The 14,920-nt window shown below is 71.8% G+C and carries 14 protein-coding genes, 1 tRNA gene and 4 pseudogenes; 12 read left to right on the top strand and 7 right to left on the bottom strand.

What is annotated here, in order from left to right; all coding sequences use genetic code 11:
• Positions 1-77 precede the first annotated feature (77 nt).
• Positions 78-1,121: a bile acid:sodium symporter family protein gene (locus ACWC5O_RS34515; RefSeq protein WP_450583208.1), complete on the top strand. Its 1,044-nt coding sequence runs from the start codon at positions 78-80 to the stop codon at positions 1,119-1,121.
• Here the strand turns inward: ACWC5O_RS34515 and ACWC5O_RS34510 are convergent.
• Both ACWC5O_RS34510 and ACWC5O_RS34505 read right to left on the bottom strand, forming a co-directional pair.
• Positions 1,062-2,936, bottom strand: a complete 1,875-nt coding sequence (locus tag ACWC5O_RS34510) for an exo-alpha-sialidase (protein WP_450583165.1) — start codon at positions 2,934-2,936, stop codon at positions 1,062-1,064. The genes ACWC5O_RS34515 and ACWC5O_RS34510 overlap by 60 nt on opposite strands.
• Before the next feature lie 127 nt (positions 2,937-3,063).
• Positions 3,064-3,981 (bottom strand): quinone oxidoreductase family protein, encoded by a 918-nt coding sequence (locus ACWC5O_RS34505; protein ID WP_450583166.1) that lies wholly within the window; start codon positions 3,979-3,981, stop codon positions 3,064-3,066.
• 113 nt (positions 3,982-4,094) lie between these two features.
• Here ACWC5O_RS34505 and ACWC5O_RS34500 point away from each other — a divergent pair, with 113 nt between their 5' ends.
• Positions 4,095-4,532 (top strand): MarR family winged helix-turn-helix transcriptional regulator, encoded by a 438-nt coding sequence (locus ACWC5O_RS34500; RefSeq protein WP_450583167.1) that lies wholly within the window; start codon positions 4,095-4,097, stop codon positions 4,530-4,532.
• A 19-nt stretch (positions 4,533-4,551) separates the two neighbouring features.
• Complete coding sequence (locus ACWC5O_RS34495; protein ID WP_450583168.1) at positions 4,552-5,079, top strand: isochorismatase family protein; 528 nt, start codon at positions 4,552-4,554, stop codon at positions 5,077-5,079.
• A gap of 4 nt (positions 5,080-5,083) precedes the next feature.
• Here ACWC5O_RS34495 and ACWC5O_RS34490 read toward each other — a convergent pair whose 3' ends face one another.
• On the bottom strand, positions 5,084-5,803 hold the full coding sequence (locus ACWC5O_RS34490) for an SDR family oxidoreductase (RefSeq protein ID WP_450583169.1): 720 nt from the start codon (positions 5,801-5,803) through the stop codon (positions 5,084-5,086).
• Between the two features lie 127 nt (positions 5,804-5,930).
• Between ACWC5O_RS34490 and ACWC5O_RS34485 the strand changes: the two genes are divergently transcribed.
• Positions 5,931-6,758 carry a LysR family transcriptional regulator gene (locus ACWC5O_RS34485; RefSeq protein ID WP_450583171.1) on the top strand — a complete coding sequence of 276 codons (828 nt, stop codon included), beginning with the start codon at positions 5,931-5,933 and terminating at the stop codon, positions 6,756-6,758.
• A 74-nt stretch (positions 6,759-6,832) separates the two neighbouring features.
• On the opposite strand, the gene fdhD is transcribed toward ACWC5O_RS34485, so the two are convergent.
• From fdhD to ACWC5O_RS34470, 3 genes and pseudogenes are all read right to left on the bottom strand, one after another.
• The gene (gene fdhD / locus ACWC5O_RS34480; RefSeq protein WP_450583173.1) at positions 6,833-7,681 is read right to left on the bottom strand and encodes a formate dehydrogenase accessory sulfurtransferase FdhD; all 849 of its coding nucleotides are present in this window, start codon (positions 7,679-7,681) and stop codon (positions 6,833-6,835) included.
• Positions 7,682-7,688: 7 nt separating this feature from the next.
• A pseudogene (locus ACWC5O_RS34475) lies at positions 7,689-7,919 on the bottom strand (2Fe-2S iron-sulfur cluster-binding protein); the annotation flags it as partial.
• A 48-nt stretch (positions 7,920-7,967) separates the two neighbouring features.
• Positions 7,968-8,527: pseudogene (locus ACWC5O_RS34470) on the bottom strand (2-dehydropantoate 2-reductase); the annotation flags it as partial.
• Between the two features lie 11 nt (positions 8,528-8,538).
• Here ACWC5O_RS34470 and ACWC5O_RS34465 point away from each other — a divergent pair.
• From ACWC5O_RS34465 to ACWC5O_RS34450, 4 genes are all read left to right on the top strand, one after another.
• Positions 8,539-8,667, top strand: a complete 129-nt coding sequence (locus tag ACWC5O_RS34465; protein ID WP_450583175.1) for an MFS transporter small subunit — start codon at positions 8,539-8,541, stop codon at positions 8,665-8,667.
• 138 nt (positions 8,668-8,805) lie between these two features.
• On the top strand, positions 8,806-9,753 hold the full coding sequence (locus tag ACWC5O_RS34460; protein WP_393484720.1) for a beta-ketoacyl-ACP synthase III: 948 nt from the start codon (positions 8,806-8,808) through the stop codon (positions 9,751-9,753).
• A 143-nt stretch (positions 9,754-9,896) separates the two neighbouring features.
• Positions 9,897-10,574: a GntR family transcriptional regulator gene (locus ACWC5O_RS34455; RefSeq protein ID WP_450583177.1), complete on the top strand. Its 678-nt coding sequence runs from the start codon at positions 9,897-9,899 to the stop codon at positions 10,572-10,574.
• A gap of 32 nt (positions 10,575-10,606) precedes the next feature.
• Positions 10,607-11,128: a GNAT family N-acetyltransferase gene (locus tag ACWC5O_RS34450; protein WP_450583178.1), complete on the top strand. Its 522-nt coding sequence runs from the start codon at positions 10,607-10,609 to the stop codon at positions 11,126-11,128.
• On the opposite strand, the gene ACWC5O_RS34445 is transcribed toward ACWC5O_RS34450, so the two are convergent.
• A complete protein-coding gene (locus ACWC5O_RS34445) occupies positions 11,125-12,324 on the bottom strand; it encodes a low temperature requirement protein A (RefSeq protein WP_450583180.1) in 1,200 nt (399 codons plus the stop codon). The genes ACWC5O_RS34450 and ACWC5O_RS34445 overlap by 4 nt on opposite strands.
• A gap of 154 nt (positions 12,325-12,478) precedes the next feature.
• Between ACWC5O_RS34445 and ACWC5O_RS34440 the strand changes: the two are divergent.
• The 4 genes and pseudogenes from ACWC5O_RS34440 to ACWC5O_RS34425 form a co-directional block, all read left to right on the top strand.
• Positions 12,479-12,724, top strand: a pseudogene (locus ACWC5O_RS34440) (succinate--CoA ligase subunit alpha); the annotation flags it as partial.
• A gap of 236 nt (positions 12,725-12,960) precedes the next feature.
• Positions 12,961-14,502, top strand: a complete 1,542-nt coding sequence (locus ACWC5O_RS34435) for an aldehyde dehydrogenase family protein (protein ID WP_450583181.1) — start codon at positions 12,961-12,963, stop codon at positions 14,500-14,502.
• A gap of 183 nt (positions 14,503-14,685) precedes the next feature.
• A tRNA-Leu gene (locus tag ACWC5O_RS34430) sits at positions 14,686-14,770 on the top strand.
• A gap of 65 nt (positions 14,771-14,835) precedes the next feature.
• Positions 14,836-14,920: pseudogene (locus tag ACWC5O_RS34425) on the top strand (DNA-binding response regulator); the annotation flags it as partial.

Raw genomic sequence — 14,920 nt, 5'->3', positions numbered from 1 at the left:
TCGGTGCCCGGGAGAGGACGATGGAGAGGGGCCCTCCGGGCTCCTGTACGCACGTGACGAACTGCAAGTGGAGCGCCGTGAAACGCCTGCGCTGGCCGAGCTGGATGCCGATCGACCCGTACATCGTGCTGTTGCTCGGCACGGTGGGCCTCGCGGCGCTCTTCCCGGCCCGGGGCACCGGCGCCGACGTGGCCTCCGGGGCGTCCACGGCCGCGATCGCCTTCCTCTTCTTCCTCTACGGCGCCCGGCTCTCCACCCGTGAGGCGTTGGACGGTCTGAGGCACTGGCGGCTCCACGTCACCGTCCTGGCCTGCACCTTCGTCATCTTCCCGGTGCTCGGTGTCGCCGCCCGCGGCCTGGTGCCGGTGGTACTGACCCAGCCGTTGTACCAGGGTCTGCTGTTCCTCACCCTGGTGCCGTCCACGATCCAGTCGTCGATCGCGTTCACCTCGATCGCACGCGGAAACGTGCCTGCCGCCATCTGCGCGGGCTCGTTCTCCTCGCTGGTCGGCATCCTCGTCACCCCGCTGCTGGCGGCCGGGCTGCTGGGCAACGACGGCGGCGGGTTCTCCGCGGACTCCGTGGTGAAGATCGTGCTCCAGCTGCTGGTGCCGTTCCTCGCCGGGCAGGTGATGCGTCCCTGGATCGGCGGTTTCGTCGCCCGGCACAAAAAGGTCCTCGGCCTGGTCGACCGCGGCTCGATCCTGCTGGTCGTCTACACCGCGTTCAGCGAGGGTATGACCCGGGGCATCTGGCACCAGGTCAGCCCCGTCCGGCTGGCCGCGCTGCTCGGCGTCGAGGCTGCCCTGCTGGCCGTCATGCTGGGCCTGACCTGGTACGGCGGCCGGGCGCTCGGCTTCGGCCGGGAGGACCGGATCGCCATCCAGTTCGCCGGGTCGAAGAAGTCCCTCGCCTCCGGACTGCCGATGGCGAGTGTCCTGTTCGGCGCTCACGCCTCCCTGGCCGTGCTGCCGCTGATGCTCTTCCACCAGATGCAGCTGATGGTGTGCGCGGTCATCGCCAAGCGGCGCTCCCACGACCTGGAGGAGCCCACCCAGGAGTCAGGCGTCCCCTCCGCTCACGTGATCGAGGGGCAGCCACAGCACCGTGTCCTTCGGTGACCGCAGCACCTTCGGGTCGGACAGCTCCTCGTCGGTCAGGGCGCGGTCCCAGACGTGGACCTCGTCGATCGCTCCGGTGAAGAAGGCCCGGCTGTCCATGCGCTGGCCGATGTGCACGCCGAAGGGCGAGTTGCGGCTGACCGAACCCGGCACATCGGCGACGGTGGACCGCACACCGTCGACGGACAGCGACAGCCGGCCTGCGCCGCGCCTGAGGACGGCGTGGTGCCACTGGCCGTCGTTGTACGCGGTGTCCGTGCGCACGAAGGCGGTCTGCGGAGCGGCCGCACCGTTCCGTACCGTGATCAGCCCCTGCACACGGTGGTTCGCCGGCTCGCCGCGCATCCACACCTGCGGCTGAGTGGTGCCGATGCCACCCATCCAGAGCAGCGGCTGCTCGCCGGTCGTGGCCGTGTACCGGAACCACAGGGACGCCGTGAAGTCCCCGGAGCCGAGCGGAAGCTCGGGGCGGTACTGCAGGCGTACGGCGTCGTCGGCGCCGTCGAACTCCAGCGCCCCGTCGAACACGCCGTCGGTCTCCTCGGCGTCGCCGAGCACCACGGCCGGGCGGGCGTGCGGGGCGAGGTCGGCGGTGTGCGGGCCGGGGCCGCGGCGCGGGGCGAGCCAGTCGTCGGTGAAGCGGGCGAAGCGGATCTCGTCGCGCGCGTCGACCGCCCCGCCCTCGTACATCAGGCCCACCGTGTCGTGGTCGACGCGCACCAGGTCGGAGTAGCCGGACCAGTCCGTGGTGACGACCGTGCCGCGGTCCACGCTGTCCCAGGTGCGGCCGCCGTCGTAGGAGGAGCGGATCATCATCGTGCGGCGCCGGTCGGGGTCGGCGGGGCACGACAGCAGGATGCGGTCGCCCACGCGCAGCATCGAGCCCTGCACCTGAGGGGTGTAGAGGTCCGGGAGGTCGCGGAAGGGCGCGGCGAAGCTGCCGCCGCCGTCCCGGCTGACGGCCTGGGTGCGGTGGCCGAGGTCGGTACCGTCCTGCTCCCGGCCGCTGACCAGGACCGAGCCGTCCGTGCGTTCGGCGAGGGTGAGTTCGGAGGGCTTCTGCCGGAAGGTGCCGTCGGCGGCGATCGGCCAGGTGTCGGTGGCGCCGATCCGCCAGTGGCCGCCGTGGTCGTCGCTGACGATGAGCGCGGCGTGGTTGGCGCTGACCCGGCTGCCGTCCCACGTCTCGGTGTTGACGCCGAAGACCAGCCGGCCGGCGTACCGGCCGTGGGTGAGCTGAATGCCGTGCACGGGGCCGGTCGCGTACCAGGAGTTCCAGTCGGCGGGCAGGATCTCGGGGCTGAGATCGCGCGGCTCGGACCAGGTCTCTCCGTCGTCGTCGCTGTACTGCAGATGCGGGCTGCGGTCACAGGGCACCGGGCAACTTGCGCTGTCCGTACGGCCGGTGTTGTACGTCTCGGCGAGCCAGATCCGGCCGGTGTCGCGGTCCACGATCGGCGCCGGGTTGCCGTGGGTGTCGCCCGCGCCCTCGTTGACCACCTGCAGCGGGCCCCAGGTGCGGCCGCCGTCGGTGGAGCGCTTGACCACGAGGTCGATGTCGGCCGCGTCCCCGCAGTTGAGGACCCGGCCCTCGGCGAAGGCCAGCAGCGTGCCCTCGGTCGTCCGCACGATCGCCGGTATCCGGAAGCAGGCGTAACCGGGGTCCTGCGACGCCTTGAAGAGGATCTGCTGCTCGAACTCGGGTGAGCCGGTGATGGGTTGGGCGTGCGCCGGGTGCGGCAGCACCAGCAGAGCGGCCGCCGTGAGGGCGGCGGCCAGGCAGTTTCTCAGACGGGTGCGGATTCCTGACGGCATGGCGCGACCTGCCCTTCACGCGTCGAGACATGTGGACATCCGGACATCCGACGTCCAACATGCGTGTATCAGACGGTAGTTGGGGCCTCCGGCGCCTCACAAGAAGCGTGCAGCTACTTCGGAGGGCTCACGGGCGCAGCACCACCTTGCCGAGGTTGCTCCGTGACTCGATCGCCTCGTGCGCCCTCCCCGCGTCCTCCAGCGTGAACTCGCCGTGCACGGCGGGCTTCAGGGCGCCGTCGGTGAACAGCCGCCACAGCTCCCGCCGCCACCGCTCGTACAGCTCCGGCCGGCCGCGGGCGATCAGCGCCACCTGGAAGCCGATCACCGACTTGGCGCCGACCAGCAGGTCGTACGCCTGGATCGTGCCGCCGCCCGAGCTGTAGGCGACCAGCCGGCCGTGCGGGGCGAGGGCGGCGAGGGCGGGGGCGAGCAGATCGCCGCCGACCGCGTCCAGGACGCAGTCGACGGGCTCTCCCCAGCTGTCGTCGCCGTACCGCACACAGCCGTCCGCGCCCAGCGAGCGGACGAAGTCCGCCTTGGCCGGATCGGAGACGGCGCCCACCACCCGGCCCGCACCCCGCGCCCGCGCCAGCTGCACCGCGAGCTGCCCGACCCCGCTCGCCGCGGCCGTGACCAGCACCGCCTCGCCCCGCACGAGGCGCGCCGCCTCCAGCGCGCCGAGTGCCACCAGCCCGCTGCGCACCAGCGCGACCGCGTCGACGGAGGTGGCGCCGTCGGGTACGGGGGAGGCCATGGCCTCGTGCAGCAGGGCGAAGTCGGCGTACCCGTGGCCGAAGCACAGTCCGGTGACCCGGTCGCCGGTGCGGAAGCGGGTCACGCCCTCGCCGACGGCCACCACCTCGCCGGCGATCTCGCCGCCCAGCGGGATCGGTTCGGCGGCCTCGGTGACCTTGCGGACGACGGGCAGGGTGACGCCGACCGCCTCGCAGCGCACCAGCAGCTCACCCACGCCGGGCTCGGGGACGGGTGCCTCCTCCAGGAACAGGGGGCCGCCGGTGGACTCGTACCGGACGCGACGCATCGCAACCTCCAGGGGCGGGGGTGGTCGTTGGGGACACCAATGAATTCATTGGGAGCCCCAACGGTAGCGATGGATCGTTGGGAAGTCCAATGATTCTTCGGTAGGCTGCGCACATGGCCGAAGCACCCCTCCCTGCCATCCGCGCCCTGCCCAGCTGGCTCCTCGGCCGGGCCGCCGCCCGCGGGCGCTCCCTGGTCGCCGACGCCCTCGCGGCCGAGGGCATGAAGATGTGGCACCACGTGGTGCTCTCCGCCGTCCGCGACCTCGCCCCCGTCGCCCAGGCCGACCTCGGCCGTAGCGTGGGCCTCGACCCCAAGGACCTGGTCGGCGTCCTCAACGACCTGCAGTCCGCCGGCCTCGTCGTCCGCGCCCCCGACCCCAAGGACCGGCGCAAGAACGCCGTGTCCCTCACCGACGACGGCGCCCGCCTGCTCGCCCGCTGTGAGAAGGCCGCCCGCGAGGCCAACGACGAACTGCTCGCCCCGCTGTCGTCGGCCGAACGCGGTCAGTTCATGGGCCTGTTGATCCGGATTTCCGGCACGGACGGCTGATGGGGGCTAACGTTCCGTCATGACCGCAGCTCGAGTGCTCGATCCGCAGCGCACCGCCCTCGTCCTCGTCGACCTGATGGACCGTATCGTCGCGCTGCCCCTGGAACCCCGCAAAGGCACCGAAGTGCTCGCCACCGCCGAGGAGTTGGCGGCCGCCTTCCGTGCCGCCGGGTCACTCGTCGTCCTGATCCGGGTCGAACGCCCCGCCGTCGCCGAGCAGCCGCCCGGCAGCGGGCTGGCGGCGGGGCTGTCCGGGGACGGCGACCTGGAGATCGTCAAGCGCACCATCGGCGGCTTCCAGGGCACGGGCCTGGACGAGCGGCTACGCGAACGCGGCATCCGCACGCTGCTGTTCGGCGGCATCGCCACCAACCTCGGTGTCGAGTCAACCGCCCGCGCCGCCGCCGACCTCGGCTACGACCTCGTCTTCGTCGAGGACGCCATGGCCGCGTTCACCGCCGCCGAGCACGAAGCCTCGGTCAAGCTCGACTTCCCGAGGCTCGGCACGGTCGTGACCGCCTCCCAGGTACGCCTCGCGGCCCGCTGATCCCTCACACCAGCAGCCCGCCCCCGTCCACGGTCACCACCGACCCGGTGCTGTAACCGCCGCGCATCAGGTACAGGTACGCCTCCGCCACATCCGCCGGCTCGCCGACCCGCCCCACCGGCAGCGACTCGGCGGACGACCGGAACAGCCCCTCCCGGTCGCCCTCCGGCAGCTCCCGCCACAGCTCCGTACGCACCACCCCCGGCGAGACCACGTTGACCCGAACCGGCGCCAGCTCCAGGGCCAGCGCCCGGGTCAGGGACTCCATCGCCCCGCACAGCGCCGCCGCGGCCGTCGTCCCCGGCATCGGCCGCCGCCCGGCGGTCCCGGTGGTCAGTACCACCGAACCGCCCTCCCGGATCGAGCCGGCGCCGTACTTCACCGCCGTGTACGCACCCCACAGCCGCGTGTCCAGGAACCGCCGCGCCCGCACGAGAGACGCCTCGGCCAGGCTCTCCAGCAGCAGCGACTCACCGGCCGTGTACACCAGGTGGTCGAAACCCCCGATCCTCCCGAAGAAGCCGCGTACCGCCGCCTCGTCCGTGGCGTCCAGTACGTGCCCCTCGGCGCTCCCGGGCAGCCGCTTCGGTGCCGCGTCCACACTCTCCTGCCGACGCGAGGCGACCAGCACCTCGGCGCCCTCCCGCGCCGCGCCCTCGGCGACCGCGAGCCCGATGCCCGACGTACCCCCGATGACGACGACACGCTGTCCCCGCAGATCCATTGTGTTCCTTCCGTATCCGCTCTGGTGCGATCCAGCCTGCGATCGCGTCCACCTCTGCGTCCAAGACCTCTTTCGTCCGTGGCGATACCCTGAAGGCATCGCCACCGGTACGACGGAAGGGGCGGCCATGGACCTGGACCTGCGGAAGGTCCGCTACTTCGTGGCGGTCGCCGAACTGCTGCACTTCGGCCGCGCCGCCGAGCAGCTGCACATCGCCCAGCCCGTCCTCAGCCGCCAGATCCGGGCGCTGGAGAAGGACTTGGGCGCGGAGCTGTTCGTACGCGACAGCCACGGCGTGACGTTGACGTCGGCCGGCCGTCAACTCCTGGATGACGCACGGCATCTGCTCGCGAGTGCGGACGCCGCACGCCGTCGGGTGCGGCGGGCTGCCCGCGGCCCGGGGCGCTTCGTCGTCGGGTTCCGCGCCGGGGTGGTCGTCACCCGCGCGCTGCGGGACTTCGGGGCCGCCCACCCGGACGTCGACGTGCACGCGCGCCGAGTCGAGTGGGACGACCAGGAGGAGCTGATCCTGGACGGCACCGTCGACGTCGCCTACGTACGACGCCCGGTCCGGGACCGGGGACTGAGGCTGCTGCCGCTGTACAGCGAGGCACGCGTGGCGATGCTGCCCGCCGACCACCGGCTCGCCGGCAAGCGGGAGCTGCGCCTCGCCGACCTGGTGGACGAGCCGAGGCTCAGCTACGCCGACCCGGGCCCCGACGAGGTGCCGATCCGCACGATCGAGGAGAAGTTCGAGTGCGTGGCGAGCGGAGCCGGCATCACGCTCGTACCGGAGTCGGTCGCCCTGCAGTACTCCCGCCCGGACATCACGTACGTGCCGGTGTCGGACGCGGAGCCCGACGAGGTGCTCCTGGCCTGGGAGGCGCGCCGACGCTCACCGCTCATCGCCGGGTTCGTCACCGCCGCCCAGGCCCGGGCGGAGACGGCCGGCTGAGGCGGGGCCCCTGCGGCGCAGGGGGCGCTGCTCCCCGCCGGTCGGGGCCCCGCCGCCGTGCCGCGGGGAACCGGTCAGCCCTGGGCGGCCGCGGCCCGCAGGGCGACGCGGTCCTCACCCGCGTACACGTTCATCGAGCTGCCCCGCAGGAAACCCACCAGGGTCAGGCCCGTCTCGGCGGCCAGGTCCACCGCGAGCGACGAGGGCGCCGACACCGCCGCCAGCACCGGGATCCCCGCCATCACGGCCTTCTGCGCCAGCTCGAACGAGGCCCGGCCCGAGACCAGCAGAATCGTCCGCGACAGCGGCAGACCGCCGTTCTGCAGCGCCCGGCCGACCAGCTTGTCGACCGCGTTGTGCCGGCCCACGTCCTCCCGTATGTCCAGCAGCTCCCCGTCCTCGGTGAACAGGGCGGCCGCGTGCAGCCCCCCGGTCCGGTCGAACACCCGCTGGGCCGCCCGCAGCCGGTCGGGGAGGCTCGTCAGCAGCTCGGGGGTGACCCGGACCGGGGGAGTGTCGGCGATCGGCCAGCGCGCGGTCGTCCGTACGGCGTCCAGACTGGCCTTGCCGCACAGCCCGCACGAGGACGAGGTGTAGACGTTCCGTTCCAGGGTGAAGTCGGGCAGGGCGACGTCCGGGGCGGTCCGCACGTCGACCACGTTGTACGTGTTCGAACCGTCCGCAGTCGCCCCGGCGCAGTAAACGATGTTCTGCAGATCGGAGGCGGTGGCCAGGACACCCTCGCTCACCAGGAACCCCGCCGCCAGCGCGAAGTCGTCACCCGGCGTGCGCATGGTGATCGCGAGCGGCTTCCCGTTCAGCCGGATCTCCAGGGGTTCCTCGGCGACGAGTGTGTCCGGCCGGGTCGAGACCGCCCCGTCCCGGATGCGGAGGACCTTGCGTCGTTCCGTGACTCGTCCCATGTCCTGATCAGCCCCGGTTCTGTACGTGCTGGTAGCCGAAACGGCCCTTGATGCAGAGATTGCCGTGGGTCACCGGGTTGTCGAGCGGCGAGGTGACCTTCACGATCTCATTGTCCTGCACGTGGAGCGTGAGGTTGCGGCCCACTCCGCAGTACGCGCACACCGTGGTCGTCTCCGACTGCTTCGACTCGTCCCAGGTACCGGCCGCCCGCATGTCGAACTCCGATCTGAACGACAGCGTCCACGGCTCCACCAGCTTGCGGTACTCCTCGAACCCCGCCCGCGACCGCCGTTCGACGGAGACCCCGACCTGACAGCCCAGCGCCTCGGCCACGGCGAGGGTCTCGCGCATCATCGTCTCGATGACCCGGCGGGTGCCGCCGTGCAGACACATCTGCCGCATCGTGGCGCGGGCCGGCGCGCTGATCGGGTTGAAGGAGATGATGCCGAGCAGCTTGACCCAGATGTCGCCGCGCAGGTCCTGCTCCACCGGGCACTTCAGGCCGCCGGCCTGCATCGCCTCGCTGAAGTCCAGGCAGCGTGCCGAGACGCTGCGGTCGGGCTCACCGACGGAGAACCGGGTGCGCCCTCCAAGCGCCGTACGACGCCCGGCGACCGGAGTTCGGTCGCGGCGTGGACGACGCAACCGACGGCCCGTTCGGGCGCGAGGACGTCGCTGACGGCGCCGCCCGGGTCGACGCTCTCGACGCGGTGGCCGTCGTAGGGGCCGCCGTGCCGGTGGAAGTACCACCACGGGATGCCGTTCTGGGCGGCCACCACCGACGTGCGCTCGTGCAGCAGCGGCGTGATCAGCGGCCCGCACGCGGCGTACGCGTTCGCCCAGAGGGAGGTCCCCGATGCCCAGCGACACTAGCCTGCCTGGCCGCCGGATCCTGATCGGCTTCTCCTGGCTGTGGGTCGGGGCACCCCTCGCCTACGGGGTGTACGAGCTGGTGCAGAAGGTGACACAGCTGTTCACGGGATGAGTGCTCGGGCGTCCGAGCGTCTGAGGGAAGCCGACAACGCGGGCGCCGGATTCCTGTGGCTTCACCTGCCGTCGTACTCGTGAGTCACTGATCAGACTGGTGGATCCCGCTACCCACGGCAACGAGGGGATCCCCCACATGCACGGCTCGCGCATCGCCGCCATCGGTCATTACCAGCCCGCGAAGGTACTCACCAACGAGGACCTCGCGGGCATGGTCGACACCAGTGACGAGTGGATCCGCAGCCGGGTGGGAATCCGGACCCGACACATCGCGGGCCCGGACGAACCGGTCGACGAACTCGCCGCGCACGCGGCCGCCAAGGCCCTGGCCGCCGCGGGGCTCACGGCCCAGGACATCGACCTGGTGCTGGTGGCCACGTCCACCGCGATCGACCGCTCCCCGAACACCGCCGCCCGGGTGGCCGCCCGGCTCGGCGTCCCGCAGCCGGCCGCCATGGACGTCAACGTCGTCTGCGCCGGCTTCACCCACGCGCTGGCCACCGCCGACCACACGGTCCGGGCAGGCGCCGCGACCCGGGCGCTGGTGATCGGCGCCGACAAGATGTCCGAGATCACCGACTGGAGCGACCGCACCACGTGCGTCCTGGTCGGCGACGGGGCCGGGGCGGCCGTGGTCGAGGCGTGCGCACCGGGTCAGGAGCCGGGGATCGGGCCGGTGCTGTGGGGATCGGTGCCGGAGATGGGCAACGCGGTGCGTATCGAGGGCACGCCGCCGCGGTTCGCGCAGGAGGGGCAGAGCGTCTACCGCTGGGCCACCACCCAGCTGCCGCCCATCGCCCGGCGCGCCTGCGAGAAGGCCGGCATCGCACCCGCCGATCTCGCCGCGGTCGTGCTGCACCAGGCCAATCTGCGCATCATCGAGCCGCTCGCGGAGAAGATCGGCGCCGTCAACGCCGTGGTCGCGCGCGACGTCACCGAATCGGGCAACACGTCCGCGGCCAGCATCCCGCTCGCCCTGTCCAAGCTGCTTGAGCAGGGCGCCGTCCGCAGTGGCGACCCGGCTCTGCTGTTCGGCTTCGGCGGCAACCTGTCGTACGCGGGGCAGGTCGTACGGTGCCCGTGACGCCGTCCGCGGGGGCGCACGGGGCTGTGTGACGCGCTCAACTCCCACTTCTTCTGGCTTTTGTGCACCGTAGACTGTAGACGAAAGACAATTCATAGTGGGCAGTCCACCGTGTAGTGCAAACAGCCTGGAGGGGGACCGCGATGTTGCCGACCGGACTGCCGCAGGGAGCCGTACCCAAACTGGAACGGCCCGGCCCGTTGCGCGACCGTGTCTACGAGGCACTGCTGGAGCTGATCACCACCCGCGCCCTGCGGCCCGGCCAGCACCTCGTGGAGAGCGAACTCGCCGGACACCTGGGTGTCTCCCGCCAGCCCGTCCGCGAGGCCCTGCAGCGGCTCAACACCGAGGGCTGGGTCGACCTGCGCCCCGCACAGGGCGCGTTCGTCCACGAGCCCACCCAGGAGGAGGCCGACCAGCTCCTGACGGTCCGCACCCTGCTGGAGGCGGAGGCAGCCCGACTGGCCGCCCAGAACGCCGACAAGGCGGGCATCGACGTCCTGGAGGAGCTGTGCGCCGAGGGTGAGAAGGCGGTCGCGGCCGAGGACGTGGACCGTGCGGTCGCCCTCAACGCCGCCTTCCACGCCAAGGTGATGGAACTGGCGGGCAACACCGTCCTCGCCGAACTGGCCGGCCAGGTCGACCGCCGGGTCCGCTGGTACTACACCCCGGTGGCCCGGCAGCGCGGAAAGCAGTCCTGGATCGAACACCGGGAGCTGATAAGAGCGATCACCGCCCGCGACGAGCAGCGAGCCACCCACCTGATGCGCGAACACACCGAGCACACGCGCCGCTCGTACCACGAACAGAACGCGTCCTGAGCGCAGTCGGCGTCGCGTGCGATAATCCCCGGATGGGACCGATGACGAACGCCGCGCCCGTCACACTCCTGCCCGCGACTGCCGAACTGCGGCCGGTCGTCGAGCAGTTGACCCAGCTGTACCGTCACGACATGTCGGAGTTCCTCGGTCATCTCCCGGCGGCCGACGGGAGGTTCGGGTTCAGCGGCCTGCCGCTGTTCTTCGACGAGCCGGAGCGGGAGGCCCTGTTGATCCAGTACGGCACGGCCCCGGGCGGTTTCGTCCTGACCAGCCCCCTGCCCGAGGGCTCGACCTCGATCTCCGCGTTCTTCGTCGTACGAGCCCTGCGCAGGCGCGGCGTCGGCCGACAGGCCGCTCTCCAGCTCCTGCGCTCCCGCCCGGGAGCGTGGGCCATCGCCTTCCAGAAGGCCAACGGGGGCGCCGCCCGCTTCTGGCGTGGAGTCGCCACCGCCGCCGTGGGCTCCGCCTGGCACGAGGAAACCCGCCCGGTACCTCCTCCGGCGCCCGCCGGCCTGCCGGACGATCATTGGATCTTCCTGGACACGGCGGCCTAGGCGTCGGCCGGTTGCGCGACTGCCGGAGTCGTCCTGCACCGACGTGCCTCCACCGCCAGCATTCCCGTCAACACCGCCACCAGGAGCAGTAGTTCGCCATACGCGGGAAGGCGGGTGCCCGGTACCGCTGTCAGCAGGGCGAGCGGGGCCGCGGTGGCGCGGTAGCGGATCGGGCGGAGAGTCAGGGTGGCGCGGAAGGCCGTGTCGCCGGCCAGGAACAGGGCCACACCGCCCGCCAGGGCCAGCGCCGGGCCCCAGTGCGGGTGTTCGGTGAGGTGGCCGAGGGTCTTCTTCACGCCGGCCGCGAGGTAGGCGATGCCCAGCAGCATGGGCAGGAAGGCGTAGTAGTACGCGTTCATCGCCAGCCGCCACCGCTGCGGTGCCGGTGTGGCATGGAACGCGGCCTCCGCGCCCTCCTCGTCGCGTACGAAGTACGTCCACCACAGCGCGATGGCGAGCGCCAGCGCCAGGAACGCGCCGCCGAACAGGCCCGGCGTGAGCGGCAGATCACCGATGCCGACGCCGATGGAGATCACGGACTCGCCGAAGGCGATGATCAGCAGCAGCCCGTGCCGCTCCACGAAGTGTGCCGGGTCCAGGGTGCCCAACTGCACCCGGAGCGTCGCCGCGCTGCGTCCGTCCCTGCGGCCCGGCCCGTGCTCGGCGACGAACGGGGTCACGAACTGAAGGGCGATCGCCAGCAGCCACAGACCGTCAGCCGCCAGGCCGTCGGTGCCGCCCGCAGCCGTCACGGAGAGGGCGGCCAGCGCGTTCGGGACGCCGTACCAGATGGAGTCCCAGCCGTGGCTGCGTGTGTACAGCGCCGTGTGCACGATCACCACCAGCAGGAAGCCCAGTCCGAAGACCACGCCGGTGTCGTCGAATACCCGCGGGATCGCCAGCGCGCAGATCAGGAACGCGCCCATGCCCAGCATCAGCAGCAGGCGCCGCGACGGGCGGTCGGGCGGCACCTGGTTGGTGAGGTAGGCGTAGGCGCCGTACATCCAGAACAGCACGACCAGGATCAGAGCCACGCGGGCGGCCGTGGCGAACGACAGGTCGTGTGCCAGCAGCACGGTGAGCTGGGTCAGTGTGAAGACGAAGACCAGGTCGAAGAAGAGCTCCAGGCTGGTGACCCGGCGTCCTGGTTCCTCGGTGCCTCTGGGCGCGGGTGCGGTGTGCGTGTCCCTGTCCATGGTGCGCTGCTCCCCCTCCGATGATCGGTGAGCAGATCGTAGAGGGGGAACGCCGGGTGAGCGGGCAGGAGTCGGGCGTCAGGAGGCTGTCCGGGGGCGTGCTGCCGGGACCGTCGTGCCGCCGGTCCGGCCCGGTTGCCGGAGCAGCAGGTCGGGCGACGCCGAGGAACGCGCGGCCGCCTACATCCGCGCGCACGTCACCAAGCCGGTCGTCGGCTACATCGCCGGGTTCACCGCACCCGAGGGCCGGACCATGGGTCACGCGGGCGCCATCGTCTCCGGCTCGACGGGCACGGCCCGGGCGAAGCAGGAGGCGCTGGAGGCGGCCGGCGTCCAGGTGGGCAGGACCCCGAGCGAGACGGCGGCACTCGTCCTCGCGCGGCTGACCGCAGCGCAGTGACTTCACTCATAGTCGGCGCGCGGTGACTGTCGGTTCACCCGGCCCGTCGGTACCTTCTTCGGTCACGGCCGCGGCTCCCGCGCAAGACGTCCGGCGCACGACGGTGCGAGCCGTGCGCCGGACGGCCCCGCACCTCCTGCACCCCCCGCCACCACCCTTCCAAGGAAGCCTCACGGGTCCAAGGAAGGTCCCGCGGCCCTTTCCTCTCGACCGTGCACCGAGAGCGGAGTATCCGAATGGCACCCACCCTCACCCTCAAAGCCGGAACGTCCTGGGCCGAGGCCTGGCAGCGCTGCCTCGCCGCCGCGCCCGAGGCGTTCCGGGACGACCGCGTCCTCAACCTCTGGAACGCCGCCTGGCACGCGGACGGCCGGGCGCTTCCCGCCATCAGCCCGGTCGACGGCACTCCCGTCGCGGGCCCGCCCCGGCTGGACCGGGCCACCGCCCGGCAGGCCGTGCGGGCCTCGCTCGACCAGCACCGCGCCTGGCGGCACATCCCGCCGGCCGAACGCCGGGCCCGGGTCGCCGCCACCCTCGACGCGCTCACGCAACACCGCGAACTCCTCGCGCTGCTGCTCGTCTGGGAGATCGGCAAGCCGTGGCGGCTCGCCCAGGCGGACGTCGACCGGGCCATCGACGGGGTGCGCTGGTACGTGGACGGCATCGAACCGATGATCGCCGGCCGGGCACCGCTGGACGGCCCGGTGTCCAACATCGCGAGCTGGAACTACCCGATGAGCGTCCTCGCCCACACCCTGCTGGTCCAGGCCCTCGCGGGCAACGCGGTCATCGCCAAGACCCCGACCGACGGCGGGGTCGCCTGCCTGACCCTCGCCTGCGCGCTTGCCGCACGCGAGGGGATCCCCGTCACCCTGGTCAGCGGCAGCGGGGGCGAGCTGTCCCAGGCGCTGGTGCGCGCGCCCGAGATCGGCTGCGTCTCCTTCGTCGGCGGCCGCGACACCGGCGCCGCCGTCGCCACGGCCGTCGCCGACCTCGGCAAACGGCACGTACTGGAGCAGGAGGGCCTGAACACCTGGGGCATCTGGAACTACTCGGACTGGGACGCGTTCACCGCACTCGTCCCGAAACTCTTCGACTACGGCAAACAGCGCTGCACGGCCTACCCGCGCTTCGTGGTCCAGCGCGACCTCTTCGACGCGTTCCTCTCGGCGTACCTGCCGGCGGTCCGCAGGGTCAGGGTCGGCCACCCCCTGGCGGTGGAACGGAGCGGTGACCCGTGCCCGGAGCTGGACTTCGGCCCGGTGATCAACGCGGCCAAGGCCAAGGAGCTGCGTGACCAGGTCACCGAGGCCATCGACCGCGGCGCCGTCCCCCTCCACCGCGGCAAGGAGGCCGACGCCCGCTTTCTGCCGGGCCAGGACACCTCGGCCTACGTCCACCCGGTCACCCTGCTCAACCCGCCCCGCTCCTCCCCGCTCCACCAAGCGGAACCCTTCGGCCCGGTCGACACCATCGTCCTGGTCGACACGGAGGCGGAGCTGCTGGCCGCGATGAACGCCTCGAACGGCGCCCTGGTCGCGACGCTCTCCACGGACGACAGGGCCACGTTCGAGAGGCTGGCGCCGCAGATCCGCGCATTCAAGGTCGGCCACGGCACGCCCCGCTCCCGTGGGGACCGCGACGAGCTGTTCGGCGGGTTCGGCGCCTCCTGGCGCGGCGCCTTCGTCGGCGGCGAGCTGCTGGTGCGCGCCGTCACCCGCGGCCCGGCGGGCGAGCGGCTGCCCGGGAACTTCCCCGACTATCAGCTCATGCCCTGACCACCGCGTCCAGCCGCTCCGTGTACGCCCGCTCACTCCGCGTGCATCCCGTCGGCCGGGGCGCACAGTCGCGCCCCGACCCCCGCTCACCGCACGGATATGCAGGTGAAACGCACTCCGAAACCTTGGTATTGTTGTCCATGTCGCCGCGGGGAACAGCCCCCGCAAGGCGGCAGACACCTAGTCCGGGTGGCGGAATGGCAGACGCGCTAGCTTGAGGTGCTAGTGCCCTTTATCGGGCGTGGGGGTTCAAGTCCCCCCTCGGACACTCGTAGTAGTGGTACAGAAGCGAGGGCCTCGACCTGACGGTCGGGGTCCTCGTTGCGTTGCCGCCTGACCCTGGACGAGGACAGCCACGAGGTCTCGCGGGCCGGGGAGTCCATCCACCTCACCGCCACCGAGTTCGAGCTGCTCCGCT

This window comes from Streptomyces sp. NPDC001450 (assembly GCF_053597295.1).
This window is presented reverse-complemented; position numbering and strand designations above follow the sequence as displayed.

Bases quoted from the DNA above. Each gene is read 5' to 3' on its own strand.
- ACWC5O_RS34510 (WP_450583165.1), bottom strand. From the start codon at position 2,936: ATGCCGTCAGGAATCCGCACCCGTCTGAGAAACTGCCTGGCCGCCGCC.
- ACWC5O_RS34505 (WP_450583166.1), bottom strand. From the start codon at position 3,981: ATGCGTCGCGTCCGGTACGAGTCCACCGGCGGCCCCCTGTTCCTGGAG.
- ACWC5O_RS34500 (WP_450583167.1), top strand. From the start codon at position 4,095: ATGGCCGAAGCACCCCTCCCTGCCATCCGCGCCCTGCCCAGCTGGCTC.
- ACWC5O_RS34495 (WP_450583168.1), top strand. From the start codon at position 4,552: ATGACCGCAGCTCGAGTGCTCGATCCGCAGCGCACCGCCCTCGTCCTC.
- ACWC5O_RS34490 (WP_450583169.1), bottom strand. From the start codon at position 5,803: ATGGATCTGCGGGGACAGCGTGTCGTCGTCATCGGGGGTACGTCGGGC.
- ACWC5O_RS34485 (WP_450583171.1), top strand. From the start codon at position 5,931: ATGGACCTGGACCTGCGGAAGGTCCGCTACTTCGTGGCGGTCGCCGAA.
- fdhD (WP_450583173.1), bottom strand. From the start codon at position 7,681: ATGGGACGAGTCACGGAACGACGCAAGGTCCTCCGCATCCGGGACGGG.
- ACWC5O_RS34465 (WP_450583175.1), top strand. From the start codon at position 8,539: ATGCCCAGCGACACTAGCCTGCCTGGCCGCCGGATCCTGATCGGCTTC.
- ACWC5O_RS34460 (WP_393484720.1), top strand. From the start codon at position 8,806: ATGCACGGCTCGCGCATCGCCGCCATCGGTCATTACCAGCCCGCGAAG.
- ACWC5O_RS34455 (WP_450583177.1), top strand. From the start codon at position 9,897: ATGTTGCCGACCGGACTGCCGCAGGGAGCCGTACCCAAACTGGAACGG.
- ACWC5O_RS34450 (WP_450583178.1), top strand. From the start codon at position 10,607: ATGGGACCGATGACGAACGCCGCGCCCGTCACACTCCTGCCCGCGACT.
- ACWC5O_RS34445 (WP_450583180.1), bottom strand. From the start codon at position 12,324: ATGGACAGGGACACGCACACCGCACCCGCGCCCAGAGGCACCGAGGAA.
- ACWC5O_RS34435 (WP_450583181.1), top strand. From the start codon at position 12,961: ATGGCACCCACCCTCACCCTCAAAGCCGGAACGTCCTGGGCCGAGGCC.